General features: G+C 47.9%; 17 protein-coding genes. 6 read left to right on the forward strand and 11 right to left on the reverse strand.

Annotation, left to right across the window (positions count from 1 at the left end; genetic code table 11):
- Window positions 1–167: 167 nt before the first annotated feature.
- From MKX68_RS00215 to MKX68_RS00230, 4 genes are all read right to left on the reverse strand, one after another.
- Window positions 168–1049, reverse strand: a complete 882-nt coding sequence (locus tag MKX68_RS00215) for an SMP-30/gluconolactonase/LRE family protein (protein ID WP_340908248.1) — start codon at window positions 1047–1049, stop codon at window positions 168–170.
- 12 nt (window positions 1050–1061) lie between these two features.
- Complete coding sequence (locus MKX68_RS00220) at window positions 1062–1727, reverse strand: SGNH/GDSL hydrolase family protein (protein ID WP_339784611.1); 666 nt, start codon at window positions 1725–1727, stop codon at window positions 1062–1064.
- A gap of 81 nt (window positions 1728–1808) precedes the next feature.
- The gene (locus tag MKX68_RS00225) at window positions 1809–2597 is read right to left on the reverse strand and encodes an alpha/beta hydrolase (protein WP_340908250.1); all 789 of its coding nucleotides are present in this window, start codon (window positions 2595–2597) and stop codon (window positions 1809–1811) included.
- A 143-nt stretch (window positions 2598–2740) separates the two neighbouring features.
- On the reverse strand, window positions 2741–3574 hold the full coding sequence (locus tag MKX68_RS00230) for an AraC family transcriptional regulator (RefSeq protein WP_340908253.1): 834 nt from the start codon (window positions 3572–3574) through the stop codon (window positions 2741–2743).
- Window positions 3575–3702: 128 nt separating this feature from the next.
- On the opposite strand from MKX68_RS00230, the gene MKX68_RS00235 reads away from it, so the two are divergent.
- The 3 genes from MKX68_RS00235 to MKX68_RS00245 all read left to right on the forward strand — a co-directional run bounded on the left by MKX68_RS00235 (window position 3703) and on the right by MKX68_RS00245 (window position 7845).
- Window positions 3703–5730 carry a beta-galactosidase gene (locus tag MKX68_RS00235; protein ID WP_340908255.1) on the forward strand — a complete coding sequence of 676 codons (2028 nt, stop codon included), beginning with the start codon at window positions 3703–3705 and terminating at the stop codon, window positions 5728–5730.
- A gap of 438 nt (window positions 5731–6168) precedes the next feature.
- On the forward strand, window positions 6169–7125 hold the full coding sequence (locus MKX68_RS00240) for a helix-turn-helix transcriptional regulator (protein WP_338593769.1): 957 nt from the start codon (window positions 6169–6171) through the stop codon (window positions 7123–7125).
- 33 nt (window positions 7126–7158) lie between these two features.
- Entirely contained in the window at window positions 7159–7845 is a 687-nt protein-coding gene (locus tag MKX68_RS00245) for an AlkZ-related protein (protein WP_340908257.1), read from the forward strand.
- A gap of 101 nt (window positions 7846–7946) precedes the next feature.
- Here the strand turns inward: MKX68_RS00245 and MKX68_RS00250 are convergent, their stop codons facing one another.
- Window positions 7947–9461: a UxaA family hydrolase gene (locus MKX68_RS00250; protein WP_339784621.1), complete on the reverse strand. Its 1515-nt coding sequence runs from the start codon at window positions 9459–9461 to the stop codon at window positions 7947–7949.
- On the reverse strand, window positions 9458–10975 hold the full coding sequence (locus MKX68_RS00255; RefSeq protein WP_340908260.1) for a tagaturonate reductase: 1518 nt from the start codon (window positions 10973–10975) through the stop codon (window positions 9458–9460). The genes MKX68_RS00250 and MKX68_RS00255 overlap by 4 nt, the downstream gene beginning before the upstream one ends.
- Before the next feature lie 141 nt (window positions 10976–11116).
- On the opposite strand from MKX68_RS00255, the gene MKX68_RS00260 reads away from it, so the two are divergent.
- The 3 genes from MKX68_RS00260 to MKX68_RS00270 all read left to right on the forward strand — a co-directional run bounded on the left by MKX68_RS00260 (window position 11117) and on the right by MKX68_RS00270 (window position 14865).
- Window positions 11117–12043, forward strand: coding sequence for an AraC family transcriptional regulator (locus MKX68_RS00260; RefSeq protein WP_340908263.1), 927 nt, complete (start codon window positions 11117–11119; stop codon window positions 12041–12043).
- 141 nt (window positions 12044–12184) lie between these two features.
- Complete coding sequence (locus tag MKX68_RS00265) at window positions 12185–14173, forward strand: translation factor GTPase family protein (protein WP_340908265.1); 1989 nt, start codon at window positions 12185–12187, stop codon at window positions 14171–14173.
- Between the two features lie 14 nt (window positions 14174–14187).
- On the forward strand, window positions 14188–14865 hold the full coding sequence (locus tag MKX68_RS00270) for a tetratricopeptide repeat protein (protein WP_339784633.1): 678 nt from the start codon (window positions 14188–14190) through the stop codon (window positions 14863–14865).
- Between the two features lie 120 nt (window positions 14866–14985).
- Here MKX68_RS00270 and MKX68_RS00275 read toward each other — a convergent pair whose 3' ends face one another.
- From MKX68_RS00275 to MKX68_RS00295, 5 genes are all read right to left on the reverse strand, one after another.
- Window positions 14986–16047, reverse strand: coding sequence for a phosphotransferase (locus MKX68_RS00275; RefSeq protein ID WP_340908267.1), 1062 nt, complete (start codon window positions 16045–16047; stop codon window positions 14986–14988).
- Between the two features lie 92 nt (window positions 16048–16139).
- Window positions 16140–16766 carry a GDSL-type esterase/lipase family protein gene (locus MKX68_RS00280; protein WP_338593759.1) on the reverse strand — a complete coding sequence of 209 codons (627 nt, stop codon included), beginning with the start codon at window positions 16764–16766 and terminating at the stop codon, window positions 16140–16142.
- Window positions 16767–16968: 202 nt separating this feature from the next.
- Window positions 16969–20136 carry an MMPL family transporter gene (locus MKX68_RS00285; RefSeq protein ID WP_340908270.1) on the reverse strand — a complete coding sequence of 1056 codons (3168 nt, stop codon included), beginning with the start codon at window positions 20134–20136 and terminating at the stop codon, window positions 16969–16971.
- Window positions 20133–20591, reverse strand: coding sequence for a MarR family winged helix-turn-helix transcriptional regulator (locus MKX68_RS00290; RefSeq protein WP_338593757.1), 459 nt, complete (start codon window positions 20589–20591; stop codon window positions 20133–20135). Before MKX68_RS00290 ends, MKX68_RS00285 begins: the two co-directional genes overlap by 4 nt.
- Window positions 20592–20808: 217 nt before the next feature.
- A complete protein-coding gene (locus MKX68_RS00295; protein ID WP_036609514.1) occupies window positions 20809–21246 on the reverse strand; it encodes a GNAT family N-acetyltransferase in 438 nt (145 codons plus the stop codon).
- Window positions 21247–21282: the final 36 nt, after the last annotated feature.

Raw genomic sequence — 21282 nt, forward strand, 5'->3', positions numbered from 1 at the left:
GAAATTCCGTTTTTTGTAAAATATTTTCAGTGTTCAAAATCGTTTAAACAACAAAAAAAAGATGCTGTTAGAACAGCATCTTTCGAAATTTCATATAAGTGTAAAAAAATGGAATCGTTTCTCACTTGGCAAACCAGATAAAGGTTAACTACATGATTGGCACCTGTTTATTGCTGGCTACCATAAGCGTGAGTCTCCTGCCCTTTAACCCCCGGTCTGATGACAAAAAGTGAGCCCGCATCCGGTGTCTCTTTCAGACGTTCTTCCTTAATCCCAATGCGTGCTGTTGTAATGTATAACTCTTCGAGATCCGGTCCACCAAAACAGCAGGATGTTACCTGATCTGCCGGCACCTCGATCTGTTGCAACAGTTCTGATGTATGCGGGTTCCAGCGAGTGACTCTTCCTCCGCCCCAATGCGCAACCCACAGCATACCTTCAGCATCAACCGTCATCCCATCCGGAAAACCAAATTCCTCCGGTATGTGAATGACACTTGTCCGATTTTGTATCGTACCTGCCGTCAGATCAAAATCAAACCGGTCAATAGAACGTGTCGGGGTATCAATGTAATACATGGTCTGCCGATCCGGACTCCAGCCCAAGCCGTTGGATGTAGATACACCTTGTACCATTGTGCGAACGGGGTGTCCTTGCTCCAAACAATACAGTGATCCGGCTTGGCTTTCATTATTCATGCTCATCGTGCCTGCCCAGAAGCGGCCCTGCGCATCACACTTGCCATCATTAAAACGATTGGTATCCTTATCTTGTTCGGGGTCCTCAATGGCATGACGCGCACCCGTAAGTAAGTTATAAGTGTAGAATCCACTGCGTAAAGCAACCACAACTTCGTCACCACGATAGGGAACAACAGCCCCGACATGTTCACCGACATCATAAGCCTGATCCTGCCCTGTAGCCGGATCATACACATGCACCTTAAAACTTTCAATATCTACCCACAATAATCGATTGTTCTCCGCATCCCAGCTTGGACCTTCCCCCAGTAATGCCGGGGTTTGTACTGCTACAGTTACGTCGCTCATGCCATCACGTCCTTATTCAGATTTGACGCCGCCTGACCATTCGAATCCGATGGCATCCAAGAATGCTTTGGACAGTACCATATGGCCCGTTGCATCCGGATGTACCCGGTCATAAGTCAACACAGACGTATAGAAATGATCCCAAAATGGAGCAAATGCAGCCTGTGTATCCACATACACCGCATCATACTCACTGGCTACCCTGCGTACCGCTTCTCCGTAGATATCCATCGTTGCCCGCATCGGGTCTTCCGGATTGGCCTCAAGATAATAAGGAGTCATCAGTACCAGACCTTTCAGGTTGGGACGAACCGAAGCCACCAGTTCACGCAATGTCGATTCGTATTCTTCAAGAAACACATGTGATTCTGTTGACAATGGGTTGTCGAACTGACGCCATACATCGTTAATGCCGATCATGATCGTCAGCCAGTCCGGTTTAAGGTCCAGCACATCACGATCCCAGCGCTGTTTCAGATCACGAATCGTATTTCCACCATTACCCACATTCTGGACACGCAACATCAATTCCGGATAGATGGAGCGCAAGAGCGCATAGACTTGCGCTACGTAACCATGGCCCAGACCTGAACTGCCTTCGCCTACAGGATGTTCCCGACCACAATCCGTAATCGAATCTCCGATAAACAGAAGCTTGTCATTTTTCTGCAATTTCATCTTCATTTTCTCCTTCGCTCTAAAGCGCTAATATAAGAATAATTGATTAGTCAGGACCGTTAACTTGTTATCATTCAGTGATTACCAGCCTTGATTCTTGAGCCATGTGAGACACAGATCCGACCATACCCGAATCGCATGGTTGTCCTCAGCCAACCCAAGACCATGTGAACCTTTCTCAAAAACGTGCAAATCATAGGGAATGCCATGCTCGCCCAATGCAAGTGCGTAACGCAAGCTATTCTCTACAGGCACTGCCTGGTCAGCGCTGGTGTGCCAGATGAACGCTTCGGGAGCATCCGCTCTCACCTGCTGCTCCGCGCTAAAAGCCTTAATCTGCTCGGCAGTCGCGTCAGATCCAAGCAAATTCTCACGAGAACCGGCATGTCCATAGGACTCCATCGTAATGACCGGATAACAGAGAATGACTCGGTCCGGGCGTGAACTTTGACGTTCAATCGGATCCTCATGATCCGGTTGTCCCTCGTCATACAGCGTTCCCAGTGTTGCAGTAAGATGTCCGCCTGCGGAGAAACCAAGTACTGCAATCTTGGCAGGGTTGATGCCATACCGCTCAGCATGAGCACGAACATAACGTATGGCACGCTGACCATCTGTTATCGGTGCAGGATGCTGGTGAGGCGCCACCCGATATTTCAGGACATACGCACTAATGCCTGCACGGTTCAACAATTCGGCTATTGGAGCACCTTCGTGATCAGCCAAAAATCCATAGCCGCCCCCTGGACACACAATGACAGCGCTCTCGGAACCGGGCTGAATAAATGGAATCAAATGTGGCATTTCGTCTTCATGGCCCTGGGCTGCATAAGGTGCAGCATGATCCCATAAAGGTATCGTTGTTGTCATCTTCAATCATCCTCTCCAAATAGAACGGAACCATGGGTCCGTTTAAACGTTTTCGAATCTCAGGAATCGATACCATCATAACGGTAATGCCCCTAAGGCATCAATACCTTCCTGGCATCACTTTTTGTTCATTTGGGTACATGTTAGTACAAATTACGGAACTGTTCAGGAGTCACCCCCTCAATCCTGCGAAAGGTTGCAACAAAATGGCTTGCATCTCGAAACCCTACCCTAACTGCAGTTTCCCTAATCGTGGGTCTATGTTCTGCGGTCATGATTTCCTTGGCTTTGCGAATGCGCAGCAAAATAAAATAACTGTAGGCTGTCATGCCAAAGGACTGCTTGAACAAGGTATTCAGATGTCTGGATGAGATCCCCGTGAGGTCAGCCATATGTTCGAGCCCAATCTCGGGATTCGCATAATGCTGTTCCATGAATGCAATGAGCGGAGCGAGTCTCTCCACGGCATGTGAGATGGAAGAACGATTGCCCGTCATGCCATGTTTTTTCAGCAAAATCAGAAATCGGTATATATCCGCTGACGCTTCAAGTCCCGATAAATCCTGATCACTTCTGATTGAATCCAGCACTTCCTGGCCGTAATCATTGAAAGGACTGTTCTGCTCCCACTGATAGAACGCCGCTTCACCCAGACTAAGTGACTCCAAGATTGCAGGACACTGGGAACCGCCAAATGTAATATAGAATGTCTCCCACTCCCCTTGGGCGCGCACATATTCATGCGGTTCATTCGGCGGTAACAAAATACCGGATGCTTCCCCCAGTATGACGGTGGACCCGGCAAACTTGAATTCTCCGGCTCCCTTTACTGTCTGAAGCCAATGGTAACAGGGATACCCCACAGGTCTGGACACCTTCTCCTGATTGCCGTTATAACCTAGGCTCTCAATATAAAGGGGCAGCGGGTGATCACGTGATGTCATGAAATATCGTTGATGTCGGGGGGAGATAAACATGGGATGCCTCCTTGGGTATACGCTGAAATAGAGTTCCGTATTCTTATATGAGTCATTACTTTTATTATATTTTAAAAGTCATATGTATCATATAGTATAGGATTATTCTTATACAAGAGGTGAACACATTGATTAGCAGCAAACTGCCCAAAATGTTCTACGGGGGCGATTATAACCCGGAACAGTGGGATCACGAAACCCACCTTGAAGACCTGCGCATGTTCCAATTGGCAGGCATTGATATTGCCACAATTAACGTATTTTCATGGGCACTAATTCAGCCTGATGAAGTTACTTACCATTTTGAAGAACTCGACCAACTCATTAATCGTTTATATGAAAATGGTGTCTATATATGCCTTGCAACAAGCACTGCTGCCCATCCGGCTTGGATGGCAAAGAAATATCCAGACGTGCTTCGTGTAGATGCCGATGGACGCAAACGCAAATTCGGTGGGCGCCATAATTCCTGTCCCAACAGCCCGACCTATCGCAAATATTCCGAGAAGATTGCAGATAAACTAGCTGAACGATACAAGGATCACCCCGCTGTTCTCGTATGGCACATCTCCAATGAATATGGCGGTGAGTGTTACTGTGAGAACTGTGAGAAAGCATTCCGCGTATATCTGAAAGAACGCTATCAGACTCTGGAACAGGTCAACAAAGCATGGAACACGAATTTCTGGGGGCATACCTTCTACGATTGGGACGAGATTGTACTGCCGAGCAACCTGAGTGAACATTGGGGTAACAACAATTCAACGTTCCAAGGAATCTCGCTGGACTACTCCCGCTTCAACTCAGACAGCATGCTGGACTGTTATCGGTTGGAGTACGATGCGATCAAAAAACACATTCCGGACTCCGTTGTGACTACCAATCTGATGGGATTTTTCAAGCAATTGGATTATTTCAAATGGGCAAAATATTTGGATATTGTATCCTGGGACAGCTATCCCGGTCTCGCAACACCCGTCAGCTTCACGGCAATGGCTCATGACCTTATGCGCGGACTGAAAGATGGTCAACCGTTCATGCTTATGGAGCAAACACCAAGTCAGCAGAACTGGCAGCCATATAACTCACTGAAACGTCCAGGTGTCATGCGTCTGTGGAGTTATCAATCTGTTGCGCACGGGGCCGATACCATTATGTTCTTCCAGCTTCGCCGCTCCATTGGTGCCTGTGAGAAGTATCATGGTGCAGTTATTGAGCATGCTGGACACGAGAATACACGTGTATTCCGCGAAGTCGCTGAGCTGGGCAAGGAATTGCAGATCCTTGGAGATACCACACTGGATGCATCTGTTGAATCCAAAGTAGCGATTGTGTTCGACTGGGATAACTGGTGGGCCATCGAAAAATCAAGCGGACCTACGGTTGCCCTGAACTATGTGGATCAGATCCATAAATACTACGCAGCCTTCTTCCGTCGCAACATACAGGTAGATATCGTCAGTGTGGATACGGATATTAGCAAATACGACATCGTTCTCGCGCCTGTCCTTTACATGGTTAAACCAGGGTTTGCCGCCAAACTGGAGAAGTATGTTGAAGCAGGCGGAACATTCCTGACAACCTTCTTCAGCGGCATTGTCAACGAGAACGATCTCGTGACTACAGGTGGATATCCGGGAGAGTTACGTAAGCTGCTCGGAATCTGGGTGGAAGAAATTGATGCCCTGCTGCCTGAGCAAAAGAACAGCATAGTCCTCAAAGAAGCCTACGGAGATCTTGAAGGAGAGTATGGCTGCGGCATGTTGTGTGACCTGCTGCACAGTGAAGGAGCCGAAGTCATCGCGGAGTATGGAGACGACTTTTATAAAGGCATGCCTGTTGTGACACGTAATACCTTTGGTCAAGGTGACGCCTGGTACGTTGCATCCGACCCGGATGAGCGCTTCCTGGATGGTTTGCTGGGACAGCTTGCAGCAGCCAAGAACGTAGAGTCCTTGCTCGAGACACCAGAAGGTGTTGAAGTAAGCGCACGAACCAAAGACGGCAAACCCTACCTGTTTGTCATGAACCATAACGCAACCACGCAATCCTATGATCTGGGAACAGCTAAGGCACATGATCTGCTCACCAATCGTGAGCTTTCGGGAAGTGTTGAGATTGAAGCCCGTGGGGTGCAATTGCTCGAAATGAAATAAGGGATTTCGCTTAATTGGAATCATTCGGAATGAAACAATGTGATGGAAATACCCGTGATACAAAGTGTCACATATTCATTCCTTTTATACTTGTTATTGTCTTCAGCGAGCATATTGGTATAGATTTCAGACCTTTATCGTCTTCTGTAAGCCAAAAGCTGCTACTTCCCGTATCCGTTTACACCGGATGCGGGTTTTTGGCATGATCTGTGGTCTTTTTGATAGAAGGAAATATCAGTATGCAAAGCGAATTGGACGAGAAACACATTTTAACAAAGCCTGCCGGAACATGCTTGTGAATCCTGATGCTGATCCATTATAAAATAATGAACAGTTGAAATATTGGTGACACTCATGATGTCACTTATTCGTTGTTACAATAGAAATATTACTACGACATCACTTTCCGGCGGCGCAGATCGAAACGGAGTGGCTGACATGAACAGAACAAATCGGCTTGCTGCCATCGTAATGGCATTACAGCATGGTCACGAAACGGCACACTCATTAGGCGAGAAATTTGAGGTTTCCCGTCGCACGATTCTTCGGGATATTCAGTCCCTCTCCGAGATGAATGTGCCCATTATTGCCATTTCCGGTCCGGGAGGCGGTTTCAGACTTATGGAGGGTTACGTATTACCCCCATTACAGCTGGACCCGGTAGAAGCAGCGACGCTCATATTCGCTCTTGAAGGTCTAAGTCGCTACGCGGATACACCCTTTCATGAGAAACGCTGGACCCTGATGAACAAAGTTAAGGCCATCATTCCGGATGATATCATGTCGCGAATTGATCCCATGCTCAAACAGCTGCATCATCATATTCCAGACCGCAATTACATTCTTCCTCATCTGGACGCACTGCTGGCATGCATACCCGAACACGGGTGGCTTAGTGTGTTATATCGCTCCGCAACACGTCAGCGGTGGTTGCATATCTGTCCCTCACGGGTATATGCTTCCTCCGGCTTCTGGTACTGTGAAGCATATTCGATCGAACATGGTGAACAACGTCTGTTCCGGGTTGACCGAATTATCGAAGTCAAGGCGATCGAACCACAGGATGCACTGGTGTTTCACGAACAGGCGGAGCAACAGCAGAGCAAGCCGATCCCTCCAGAACAGCCGCCAACACTAGTTAAGGCACAACTGAGTTACCGGGGAATGATTGAAGCTGAACAGGACGAGCATATTGGTGAAAAGATGATTGAAATTGCCCCGGACCTCTGGGAATTATCATTCCTTTGTCCACCAGGGGAATGGGACTGGGCCGTACGATTCTTTTACCGATTGGGACGTGAAGCTGAAGTGATTGAACCCCTCCAACTTCGCAGTGAGATTCGTCAGCATGCCGAGGAAGTGAGCCGGAGATACCTTGCTTCAACCAAGTCGTAGCTTGACTAAACACAAAAGGAGCCTACTGATATCATGACTTATGAAGCCGTTATAACGTACGAACAAGCAGTACAGCGTATCCAGTCTATAGGGCTGCTGCCTCTGGCACCACTATTTGCCGATTATCCTTCGCTGTCATCGCTAACCCCCAAAGAACATTGGCACAAGGATGATGAACTCGATCCCTGGTTATGGCGTTCACGCCTGGCTAAAGAGGGCATTGCTGCATATGGAAAATTTGTTAAAAAGAAAGCGCTTCTTGTCTCATCTGAGTACTTCCCTTGGGTACACCGACTGCTTGCCGACTCCAAAACCATCAAGGAACAGTATGAAGCGGGTCTGCTCTCCCGTGAAGCGTTCAAACTCCATGCCTTAGTTGCAGAACAGGAAGGCATCGATGGACGTGCCTTGCGATCACAAGCTGATTTCGGGGCAAAAGAGGACAAAAAAACATTTGACCGTGGACTTCTGGACCTTCAGGGCTGTGCAGCCATTGTGATCAGTGGAACCAAAGAAAAAGAGGGACTCGCCGAAGGCAAAGTCGCATGGAACAGCTCCGCATATGAGACCGCAGATCACTGGATGCAGCGTCATGGCATTAAGCCATTCGAAGGCAGCGTAGAAGAGGCGCGTGAACTGTTGGCTGCGCAACTACAGCAACATGCTTCACCCGCCGCATTATCAAGCATCTTCAAAGCACTTGGCATCCGTGCAATCTAAATAAAGCCAATCCCGGTTGTAGTGCAAATTTCAACCGGAATTGGCTGTGGTTCACCCTATAATGCATCGTAGACGATAAACAACATCCAGCCAGAATGAATTTAGAGAATCACGCCATCCTTGAATATGGCAATCTCCCGGAATCCATGCTGCTCACTGAGTGTATGTGACCGTCCTGAAGCAATGTCAATCAGCTGGCCGAACAGCTGTACTTTGACCTCATCCATCGTCTGCCCCTCCAACAACTGGCCTGCGTTGAAGTCAATCCAGTGTTTTTTGCGATTAGCCAGATCGGATTGGGTCGCAATCTTGACGGTAGGTACCGGACCTCCGAAGGGAGTCCCCCGCCCTGTTGTGAAGAGCACAATATGTGCACCCGCTGCAGACAGTGCCGTTACAGATACCAGGTCATTCCCCGGTGCTTCTACAATGTTCAGACCGGTTTGAGTTACACGTTTGCCATAGCGTAGAACGTCAACTACGGAAGAACGTCCTCCCTTTTGCGTACATCCAAGTGACTTTTCCTCCAGCGTTGTGATGCCACCAGCCTTATTACCAGGGGAAGGATTCTCATAGATGTTCTGGCCATGGTTCACAAAATATTGCTTGAAGCCGTTCACGAGGTCCACCAAATCATGAAATACCTGCTCATTGGCAGCCCGGTTCATTAAGATTGTCTCCGCACCAAACATCTCCGGAACTTCCGTCAGAATAGCCGTACCCCCGGCAGCAACCAGCATATCAGCAACTGCACCGACCAGCGGATTGGCTGTAATGCCAGATAAACCATCGGAACCGCCACACTTCAAACCAATTTTGAGTTTGCTGAGCGGAAGCGGCTGCCGTTGTTCATGTTCAGCGATCTCCACAAGTTCTTCCATCAGTCGAAGCCCTTCCTCAAGCTCGTCATCCGTTTCCTGTGCTTTGAGAAACCGTACTTTTCCGCGGTATTCCGGAGCAATACACTCACGGAATTCATCGACCTGATTGTTCTCACAGCCCAGACCGATGACAAGCACACCTCCTGCGTTCGGATGCTCCACCAAGGAGGCCAGCAACTGTTGTGTATACTTCAGATCATCGCCAAGCTGTGAACACCCGAATGGATGTGGAAAGTGAAATACACCATCTACCCGGCTTCCAAATTGGGACTGACCCATACGTGCCAATGCTTCACACACTTTATTGATACATCCAACCGTATTCACAATCCAGATCTCATTACGGATACCTGCTTCACCATTGGGACGTAAATATCCATCGAATGAGCGCAGATGTTCCGGTGGCATGTCCGTCTGAACCTGGGCCCCCGGTTGGTATTCATATTCAAGCAATCCGTGCAGCCCCGTCTTCAGGTTGTGACTATGAATCCAGCTTCCCTGCTCAATCTGCTCTTGGGCAATCCCGATGGAGAAACCATACTTCATCACATCATCACCTGGGGCCAGCGTATGCACAGCAATCTTATGCCCCTTCGGCACGTCATCGAGCAGTGTAAAGGAAACACCGTCTGACAGGGTAATGCATTCTCCTTTGGCATAATCCCGAAGCGCTATAATAACATCATCCTGCGGTTGAATGGCAATCCAGTCATTGATTGTACTTGTTGTGTTCATTTCCCTTCACCTTCCAACAATCCGATTTCACGAACAAGTGCTGCACGCAGCCCTTCTCTTGCATCCAGATTTTCGCCCCAGATCAGGGTATCCGACAACACAGCCGCTACCCGGTTATCCAGTTGCTTCTGATTCCTGTTAAGAGTGTCATAACCTTCCCAGTGTGCAGCCAAAGCAGCCAGGACATCCGGGTCATCCCGCAACAGAATGTCGTCCCCATTCAGTCGTTGTGCCTTGTAACCTTCTGGCGTATTTACCGGACGGTAGAGACACAATAATCCAGCAAACCCTTGAATTAAACGTTCTGGCCAACTTCCCTGATTTTGCTCATAAGACAAAAGTGTCGGCAGCACACGAACCTTGAATTTCCCGATCGTATTCAAAGCAATATCTTGCAATTTGTGATTAATATACGGGTTAAGGAACCGTTCGAACACTTCTTCTGCATACTGGTCCAGCTGATGATCGGGCATATCCAGAGCAGGGACGATCTCCTGATGCACAGCTTCCCTGATCCATGAGCCAAAATGTGGATCTTCCATTGTTTCTCTCACATGCTGCTTGCCTTGAAGAATGCCGAGGGATGACATTAAGGTATGCGCCCCATTCAAAATACGAACCTTGCGTACCTGAAAAGGCTTCAGATCTTTCACCCAATGTACATTAAGACCTGCCTGCTTGAGAGGAAGTTTTTTGTCCAATGATTCATCACCCTGAATGGCCCAGAAATGATATGGCTCTGCCGTATTAATCAACTGGTCCTCATAACCCCAACGATTCGTCAGGGAATCGGCTTCCTCCTGGGTCGGCGCACCTGTGACAATTCGGTCTACCAGATTGTTCAAGAAGTGATTATGTTTCTCGATCCATGAACGGAAGCCATCCGAATACCCATAATCCTCACTATGACGGAGGACACAACTGCGCAGCACATCCCCATTGCCTTCAAGCAGCTCACATGGCAGATGAATCAAACCTCTGGATGGATCACCATCAAATTTCAAATATCGCTGATGCAGAAAAACCGTTAATTTCCCCGGAAATGATTGAACGGGTTCACCCTCGATATAGTCCGCATACGTATATTTCAATCCTGATTCGGTTGTATTGGAAATAACGAACTCAAGTGAAGGCAGTTCCGCCAAGTTCAGAAAGGCATCCCATTCCTCATACGGATTGATACACTGTGAGAAAATGGAGATCAATTCTGTCCGCTCAACCGGCTTTCCTTGAGACAGACCACGCGTAATCATTGTATATAACCCATCCTGATCGCGAATCTGCTCCAGCTTGGCCTTGCCTCCCGGTCGTGGTTGGGTAACAGCTACACTTCCATGGAATTTGCCTTGTCTGGCACTCTCATGAAGCATCCAGTCTGCAAATCCCCGCAAGAAATTACCTTCTCCAATCTGCAAAACCTTCACGGGACGCTCCATAATCTCCTTGCACTTGCGCTGACCATCGCTCCCCAGTAAATTCAGCTTCAATCTTGGCCGTTTCGTGCTTGCCGACATGGACACTCACCTCATCGATTATTTGTACTGTCGGAATGCAGCTCAAAGGCTCTGCACCCTTTTATTGTAAACGCTTTAAATTCATTGTATCATCAATAAAAGGAAATTAAATTGCTTATATTGCGGTAAATATACTCTCTCATGACCAGGTATAACATCTCGTTGAAGACGATCGTCTGGAAAGGAGTCTTTATGGAACGTTCACCTGTTCGTACGACTATTCAAGCAGAATCCGGTATTCCGTTCCGCCTGGTGTACAGCGACACCAAATCCCCTCAGAACGAACTGCCAGATCACCTTCACGACTGGCATGAAATTATCTATGTATATCGTGGACAGGGAAGCATTTTTATTGATACGGGACTTGAGAATATGCAAGAAGGAGATCTGTTCATCATTCCAGGCAGCACGGTTCACCGAGCCTTGCCGGATGCAGGCAACCCTGTCACATCTTCGGCATTGTTCTTCAGCCCGGGATTGCTTGCATCCACCGCCGGAGGTGCTGCTTCTTCCTTGCTAAGCCTGTTTGAACGTTGTCGTAAACAACGCGTGTATAAGAGGCATCTAAACACAGAGGAGCAATCACAGGTGGCCGCTTTTATTGATGATATTCAGACCGAATTCCAGCTAGGTCATCATCTAAGCGCACATGCGGCCCTGTTAAGGCTACAACTGTTACTCATTTTTCTGGAACGTCTGGAAGCTGCAGGACCTGCGAATCCGGGTAAATCCGCTCCGGGTCCCTCATGGCTCTCTTCTACGATCTCTCATATTGACGATAACCTTCGGAGTGGCCTGTCCCTCCCCGAACTGGCGCAGTACGCCTCTGTATCCCCTGCCCATTTCAGTCGTGCCTTCAAACGATACACGGGAATGACTCTAACGGATTACGCATTAGCGCGAAGGGTCATTATGGCGAAAGAGCATCTGGTACAAGGTGATGAGACGATGGCAGCCGTTGCCGATGCTTGCGGGTTCGACAGCCTGCCCCACTTTTACCGTCAATTCAAAAAATTAACCGGCACAACGCCCGCAGCTTATCGCAGAACCATGAACAGTTCTCGTTAAAATAGAACCAGACTGGACGTAGGTTCCTGAGTCTAATCATATATATCCACATATTCTTCCATATGGAAGATGTGGTATGATAATCTGGATTATTACTTGTCGGAAACATTGCATTCCGTTGTCAGAGGAGCTTAGCATTCCATGTTAAACGAATTGAATCGCAGGAATATTGGCATCTTCGCCCATGTGGATGCGGGGAAAACAACCACCACCGAGCATATGTTATTTGAGAGTGGTGTCGTCCGCAGTCCGGGACGTGTAGATGACGGAACAACAGCCACAGACTCCCTGGACATTGAGAAAGAACGTGGCATATCCGTTCAGGCAGCCATGACCTCTCTGATCTGGAAGAACACCATCATTGACCTCATTGATACGCCAGGTCACATTGATTTTAGCTCCGAAGTAGAGCGAACGCTACGGGTAATGGATGGCGCTATTCTCATTCTGTCGGCAGTAGAAGGAATTCAGTCCCAGAGTGAAGCCATCTGGCATGGCCTTCGTTCACTTCGCATCCCAACCATCATCTATATTAATAAAATGGATCGGATTGGCGCATCTGCCCCAGCGGTAATGGAGCAGATTCGTTCCACCCTGTCCCCTTTCGCATGCGAAATCCAAACATGCCATATCCATGAAGGTTCATTTCATGGCATCGACTCCCTCTGGAACCCGAATCAAGATTCTCTGTCAGATGGCACACCTTCCATTCCAGGTCTGGTCGAGATACTTGCCGAGCTGGACGAAGAGGTCATGGAAGCCTACCTCCAGGAGACTCCGTTATCGCAAAGGGATCTGAATGAAGCATTCCTGCGGTATGTGCATCAGGGTGAGATGTTCCCTGTGTGTTATGGCGCTTCCGGCAAAGGAATTGGCGTCACGGCATTGCTGGACGCGGTCCTTGCATTTCTGCCTGCACCTGCACAACCAGTGGACTCTCCCGTATCCGGTGTTGTGTTCAAAATTGAACGTGATCGCACGATGGGACGCACGGCTTACGTCCGTATGTATGGTGGCAGCTTACACAATCGGGATACCATCCATAATTCGACGCGGGAGCTTGAAGAGAAAGTGACGCAGATTCGCCGCATGGATGGACGGAAATGGGCGGATACCGGTGCCGTTCACGCGGGGCAGATTGCTATGCTGTACGGACTGAGTGACACACATGTGGGTGACATTATCGGCAATCCTGAGGGTGTACCTCCTCTTCCACAGATGGCTGTACCTTTGCTGACCGTACAAGTACATGGCAAGGACCCGGCACGTTACCCCGATCTTGTCGCAGCATTGCAAGAATTGACGGATGAAGACCCCTTACTCGACCTGCAATGGTTACCGGAGGAACGAGAACTGCATCTCAAGGTCATGGGAACCATTCAGCTTGAGATTTTATCCAGCCTGTTGCTGAGTCGTTTCGGATTGGATGTCGTGTTTGATCCGCCATCCGTCATCTATAAGGAGACACCTCGTACAGCCGGAGAAGGTTACATCGCCTATACGATGCCTAAGCCCTGCTGGGCCATCCTCCGCTTCAAGATTGAACCTTTTCCTCGCGGAAGCGGTCTGGTATATTCCTCAACCGTAAGGACAGATGATCTGCTGCTACGTTATCAGAATGAAGTTGAACGACGAATTCCGGAAGCCTTGTCTCAAGGTATGCTCGGTTGGGAAGTAACTGATCTGCGTATCACGCTGGTTGAAGGGGAACATCATGTCTGGCATACGCATCCGCTGGATTTTGTCGTAGCCACGCCTATGGGAATCATGGATGGATTGTCGAGAACAGGTACCACGTTACTGGAACCCCTTCTTCAGTTCCGGCTGACGGTCCCGGAAGAATACGGCGGTAAGGCCCTTAGTGATCTGGTACATATGCGGGCAACCTTCGAAGCCCCCGTCATTGGTAGCGGACGTTGTATTATTGAAGGAGTTATGCCTCTTGCCACCTCAATGGATTATCCGGTGAAACTGCGTTCCGAGACAAGCGGCCGCGGGGTGCTTACGACTTCGTTTGCCGGATACCAAGATTGTCCTGCGGATGTGAATCATGCTCGCAAACGCAGAGGAGTTGACCCGCTGGATCAGTCGAAATATATTTTAAGTGTACGAAACGCGATTACATCATAAATGGAGTTGAACCTGTGCTTATAAAATTTCTTATCTTTGGGCTTCTATGGCGGATTGTAGGTAATCCGTTCATTGCCATCCTTATTTTACTCGTTATACTGTATTTTCTGGATCGTCGTTACGTTGGGGTGTTCCCAAGCTTCACGAAACCTCTCAAGCGTATGCGTAACATCTCCCGGCTTCGGCAGCAGCTTGCCATGAGTCCCAATGAAGTTTCTTCCAAGCTGGAACTGGCTCGTCTGTTAATTGAACGCAAGCGGTATAGTGAGGCACATGCCTTATTGCTTGAACTGGAGCGCCCATACGAACAATCGGCTGAGTACTGGGAGGCATTGGGGACAACTGAGCTTCATTTGGGCAACATCGAAAAAGGCGAACGTCATATTTTGCAAGCCCTTGAGATCAACCCCAGAGTCAAGTACGGACGCCCGTACCTAACCCTTGCTGGAGCCTTCAAAGATACGCATGAAGACAAAGCGCTGGATTATGTGCATCAGTTTCAGGAGATTCATTCCTCTTCCAGTGAAGCTTATTATCTGCTCGGCACGGTTCATCGTTCCCTCGGACGCAATGCTGATGCGAAACAGGCTTACGAGCAATCGTTGGACGTGTATCGTTCGTTGCCCAAATACAAAAAACGTCAGGAGCGCCGCTGGGCTGTGCGCAGTTGGTTCCGCAAACGTGGCTTGTAATGCGTAATGTCATCCGTTATACGCTGTAATCTTCATATATCACTCTTCTAACCAATAAAAGTGCACTGATCTCTGCCCTCGTATGAGCAGAAACAGTGCACTTTATTCTTAACAACAACATTAATATACCAATATCTCACGCAGTCGTTCTTCATGAAGAGACATCCAGTCAATCCGCTGTTTGAGCTTCACAATCTGATCCACAGCCACTTCCGGCTCATCTGTACCCTCAAACATCCGGCTGATGAAATGCATGACCACATCCAGACTGCGCAGCAGAATTAATCGAGGTATAGCTAACAACTCTTCCCGTTCCAGGCTGACATGTTCCCGAAATCCCCTGATCAGTCCCTCTTGTGCCTGCCACATCCATTCTTCACTCTTGTCCATGGTAAGGAGGTCGGACATCGGAACAGCCAGCTCCATTACCCGCAAATCCCATGTCGCAAATTCAAAATCCAAAATGGCACAGATTTCACCATCCTGCTGATCTGCCAATACATTCGAGGCATTCATATCCCCATGAACCAATTGATGAGGCAGATGTTCCATTCCCCGCAGAGCTTCAAACAGATCTGGCAGCGCATCTCTCAGTTGCTTCAACTCATTTGCACATGCGGCCAATTGCTCCGAAGGCGATGTGCATAACTGTAATAATCGTTCTGGTGAACAGAGCGGATACGCATCCTGAATTTGATAGTACGGTGGGTATACAGGTTCAATTGTTATATCCAACGTAGCCATAACAGAAGACAGGGCCCCCGCCGCTTTACCGAGCCCTATCAATTGATCTGGTGTATGCCAGATGGGATTGACGCCTTCCCTATAATGAAACAGAGTCACGATTTTGGTATGACCTGTGAGGGTATCTTTTACAGGAAGGAATGTACCTGCCTCACCAGATAACCGCCTTACAGGTGAAGGTGTATCAAGCTTAAAGTTCGAACGTTGGAGGGCTTCCAGCACCTCGTGTTCAAAGGTGATTTTCATCGGATCATTATGTGTTTCATATTGTCTCATGACGTAATTAGTCCCGTCTACATGGAGCATGTAAGTAGAATTATTCATCCCACCCTTTCCACGCTCGCCTTTCCAATCCGATGTGAAACCGTATAAGGCCAACACTTCGGATATACGCTGCTGCTCTGAAGGATGGAGGGAACCGGAATCGATGTTTTGCACCAAAAATTAACCCCTTTATCTCACAAAATGGAACTGTCTTCTATTTATCTTAAAGGAAGTCCATCGCTTGGTCTAGTTCTGTTCCAAAGTGATCAAGAGAACGGATAATATCCCGTCCGATTAAGCTGCTCCGCAATGACACGATATCCTCTTGCATTGGGATGCACTCTGTCCCAGAACAAAAGTTCACGCTCACGACCTTCGAACCTGTCATAGACCTGAGCACACGCATAGTTGCCTGATCCCGCTCCATTCAGAAAAGAATTATATTGGCGCACCCAGTACGCAGCTTCCGTCGCTTGTGGATACGGGTTGTACAATCCGATGGATCGGACCATATACTCACTGTTTCCCTTTAACTGCCGAATGTGCCGCATGATCTGGGATACATTACTGCGGGTTTCTCCGAGCACCTGTGTCATTTTGCTGGCATTTGGAATGCCGTTACTTGCTTTAAACGTACGAATCAGATCATTCCCGCCAATGGATATGGTAATGATATTCGCTTCACGGAGCGATTGCCGCACTCGGGGATGCGAAGAGATCATCTGCAACATTTCCCCCGACGTCAGTCCATTCACGCCCATATTTTCCATGGATACAAACGTACGAACATTCATTTCTGCCATTCGCCGATATAAAGGAACAAAGCCGGTGCCCAGCAACGCTCCTGTACCTACCGTTAATGAATCGCCTATAGCCACATATCGATATACCATCCCGTCGCCCCTCTCTGCTGTGATTTCTCTGAACCATAATGAATTGCTCTATATCTTATGATGAGTGGCAAGACAAGGCGCGGGATGGTGTCCTTAGGCATGCACCTTTCTTTTGCATAAAACCATATTTCTTCTCTGTAGAGGTAAAAAAAGAAAAAAGCCCTGCCGCATAACGCGGCAGAGCCTGATTTATTGCAATGCATTACATGCCTATGGTCCGATCCGAATCAACGGAATCTGATTGTTCCTTGTTCGGGAATGGCCACCAGTTGGCCCGGCCAAACATCTTCACCATCACTGGAACGAAGAATGGCAGGAACAGCAGAGAGTACAAGATCAGTCCGCTAAGGACTACTGTGGCAATCTGCATCATCGAGAGAACACCGGATGGATACATGGCAGCAAATGTACCGCTCAGAATGACCGCGGCAGATAAAATAACAGTTCCCATGTTCTTCATCGCGTACAACATGGCATCCTGTACTTTCATGCCTTTGTTCTCATTGAAACGGTCCATCAGGAAGATGCTATAATCCACACCAAGTGCAATCAGCATGACAAATCCGAAGAATGGAGTAACCCAGCTGATGCCTGCGAACCCAAGGATATTAACAAAGACTACTTCAGTTACCGCCATCGATGTGAAATAAGCCAGTAATAAGGAAACGATCAGATACAGTGGCATAATGACCGAGCGAAGCAGCACAACCAGAATAATAAATGTACCCGCCAGCATCAGTATTACAGTACGTGTATAGTCGTTATTCGAGATTTCCTGCAAATCTGCAAACGTACTCGTAACGCCACCTACAGCTATGTCTGCTTTTTCAAGCGCACTGCCTTGTACCGCACGATGTACTGCCGCCTCAATGTCAGGAACACGATCAATGGCTTCTGTTCCGTATGGATTCTCGGCGAAAATAACGTCAATCGTCATCGTTTTACGATCTTTGGACAGATACGTATCAAATACCTGTTTGAAGTCTTTGTTGTTCAATGCTTCTTCAGGAACGTACCAGCCTGCCAGATCCGAATCAGGTGAATTCTGCAGCTCGGTCAGATAATCTTGTGCCGAATCCAATCCTCCCGAAACTTGCTTGATGCCATCGACACTCTGGTTCAGTCCATCTGTCAGTTGTGTCAGCTGACCACTCAGATCTGAGAAACCTTGCTGAATTTTCTCCTGTCCACCCTGAAGCTGACCAAGACCATCCTGGATGGAAGGGATTTCGCTGATCACTTTACCCTGACCATCAGCAGCCTGGTTGAGACCGGACTGCAACTGACCGATTCCCGTCACAATTTGGCTCAGACCATCGGCAAGAGCCTTCTGTCCGGCTGCTGCGGAGGCAAAACCTTCATTGGCCTGATTAATTCCAGCAGCGGCTTCTCCCAGCTTGGTCTGAATCTGCCCCAAACCTTGAGCGAGCTGCGCTGTACCAGAACCTGTTTCACCAATCGTACCTTTGATACGCTGGTAGTCAGCATCTTGCTGTAATTCAGGATAACGCTCTTCAAGTGCTGTGAAGGATTCCGAGAGACTGGTCAAAGCCGTTGAAACCCCGCTCAGCTGTTGCTCCAGTTCACGAGTTCCTTCCCCGAGTGCAGCGACACCAGCTCCCGCCTGACGATAGGCTTCAAGTAACTGATTGTTCGCTTGTGCAAGTTGATCTGCACTCGTTTTGGCTTGCTGAAGTCCGGCTTTCAGATCACCCGCACCTGCAGAACCATCTCGAATCCCTTTTTCAATCTGCCCAAGTCCCTCGCTGAGTTGCGTGATACCTGATTGCAACTGGGAGGTCCCTTTGGTAAGTTCCCCTGCTCCAGCGGCAGCTTCTTTTAATTGTGGTTCATTTTTACTTAGCTGACTGCTGGCTTCACTCAGACCATCACGGATTTTGTCGAGACCCGTCTTGCCTTCACCCAGTCCATCCGATAATGTTCCCACTTGCTGTGTAACTTCAAAATCTTTGATCTCATCACCCGTAGGTCGTGTCATACTACGGACACCGGAGATCCCGGGTACTTTCTCAACTTCCCGGCTGATTTTCTCAGCTACGGCCATATACTTCGCATTATCCATCGCTTCATCGTTCTGAATGACGATCTGACTTGGAAGTGATTCGCCCGGACCAAAGCTGTCGGAGATAATGTTGAACGCTTTTACTGAATCATACTTCTCACCAATCTCATCTAGACTGTTGAACGACAGTTTGCCATCGTAGGTTGCCAGAAGAGGAACACATACTGCTGCAATGATGAGCAACGCAGCCCATGGACGTTTCAGCGAGAAGCGACCAGCTGCACCATAGATCTTGCTCTCGGCATGTTCCAGTGAACCTTTGGATGGCCAGAACATCTTTTTGCCAAGCACGGCCATGAAGAACGGTACAATAGTTCCCAGTGCAAGCATCATAACTGCAATACCAACAGCTACAGCAACCGCAGAACGGTATAAGATAAACTGAGCAAAGCCGATCGCAATGAATCCAACCAGCACGGCAAGTGCTGAGAAGAGTACCGTTTTACCAGCAGTACGATAGGTAGCAATGATGGCATCCCACGTATTCTCATGATGAGCCAGTTCTTCCTTGAACCGACTGATCAGCAGGATGCAGTAATCCGTACCAATCCCGAACATGACGGCGACCATAAAGATCTGTGTAAACGTGGATATCGGGAAGTCCAACCCATCCACCAGGAATGCAACAATCTGTTGCGATACAATGTAACTGATCCCCACCGTCAGCAGCGGTACAAACGGAGCTACAAACGAACGGAACACCAGGAACAGAATAAGTAAAATAAAGACAACGGTAATATATTCCGATTTCTTAAGCCCCTCTTGGGAACTTTCAATGGTATCCTCGTCAATCAGACCTTTACCGGTTATGTAGTGCTCCACATTGACGGACTTCAATGCTTCATTCAGGTCTTCCCGCATTTCCTTGACCGTACGATCTCCCAGATCAATGGATAGCGACGTTAGAATCGTTTTGCCATCAGCCGAGATCATCTTCTCGGACAATTCAGGCTGAGAGAAAGGTTCCAGAATGGACAGAATGCCGAGCTTCTCTTTGTCGCCCTCCAATTGCTTAACGGCCTTCTCTGCCTCTTGTTTTCCCGTGGTACCCAGACCATCGGGATTATAAAATACAAGGGCAATCTGGCTGCCCTGCTGTTCTCCTTTTTGTGCTGCAACTTCATCCAAAATCGCCGATGCCTTGGTCGACGAGTATCCTTCAGGAACCGAAATCTGTCCTTTCTCCCGAATCAGTTCACTCATGTTAGGGGCAGTAAACATCAATACGGCAGCTACAACTACCCATAACCCCATCAACCACCATCGTGCTTTCAATATCGTTCTCATTCGTTCTCCCGTCCTCCTTCATGCGATAACAAAGCTGCAAGCTTCTCAAAAGATTCAATGAAATTACGAACCTCTTCCGGTGTAAAATGAACCAGATACGGCTCCAGAATCTGCTGTATTTCCTGCTCTGTCTCCCTGTACACCTGGCTTCCGGTCTCTGTCAGCGTCAAATATACGACCCGGCGGTCACGTTCATCTCCGGCTCGATGGACCAGATCCCGATCCACCAGCTTGTTGACCAAAGCAGTAATACTGCTCTTGCCTATGCACAGAAGTTCTGCAAGATCAGAGGGTGTACAAGACTGCTTCTCATTAATGAGTCGAAGTGAACAGAACTGATCCATCGTCAAAATCTGCCCTACACGTTCACGTATTCTGGTATCAAATCGTTTAGTCATCAGGAAAGATGCATCCAAATAGCGATTAATAAGACTTTTAGCATCCGGTGTGCTCATTCATCATTCTCCTTTCACAATATAGTTCACTTAACGAACTATTCTTCTGTGAAACTATTCTATAATGAAACAATCTTATAAAGCAATACTTTTTTCCTGTTTTTTTGATGAAAACGACAAAAAAACAGGACGTCCGACTCAGCTCATTGCCAAATCCAACATCCTGTAATGATTATAATTCATATATTTCTTAAAGTAATAATAAAAAGCCTATGCGCTACTCTTCGTCCGTATCTTCCTCTTTTTCAAGCACACAACGGAATCGCTCCACACCTGGGTATAATTCACCCAGACTATATACCACAAACCCCGTATTCCGATAAAACTCGACGGCTTCCAGCTCGGTCTCAGCAATCAGTCTATCAGGATTGTATGTTGCTAACAGTTGTGAGATCATACCACGTCCATAATTTTTAAAGCGGTTTTCAGGCAAAACCGAGATATGATGAATGGTAACCTCACTTGTTCCTGTCTTCTCATATCCAATCAGACCGATCAATTGTCCCTCATCTTCGTAACCGCCCATCTGCAATTCGTCTTTCTCTACATATTGTTGCAACGCACGGTTCAAGTGATCCGGATCAGGAAAGACCGAGTAGGACAATAGTTCCTGTACTTCCGGCTCCTGTATGCGTGATTTCAGATTAATTAACACCTTGATTCCTCCTATACCTTGCTTGTTTCCGTTATC

The organism is Paenibacillus sp. FSL M8-0212 (assembly GCF_038004645.1).
Taxonomy (GTDB): Bacteria; Bacillota; Bacilli; order Paenibacillales; family Paenibacillaceae; genus Paenibacillus.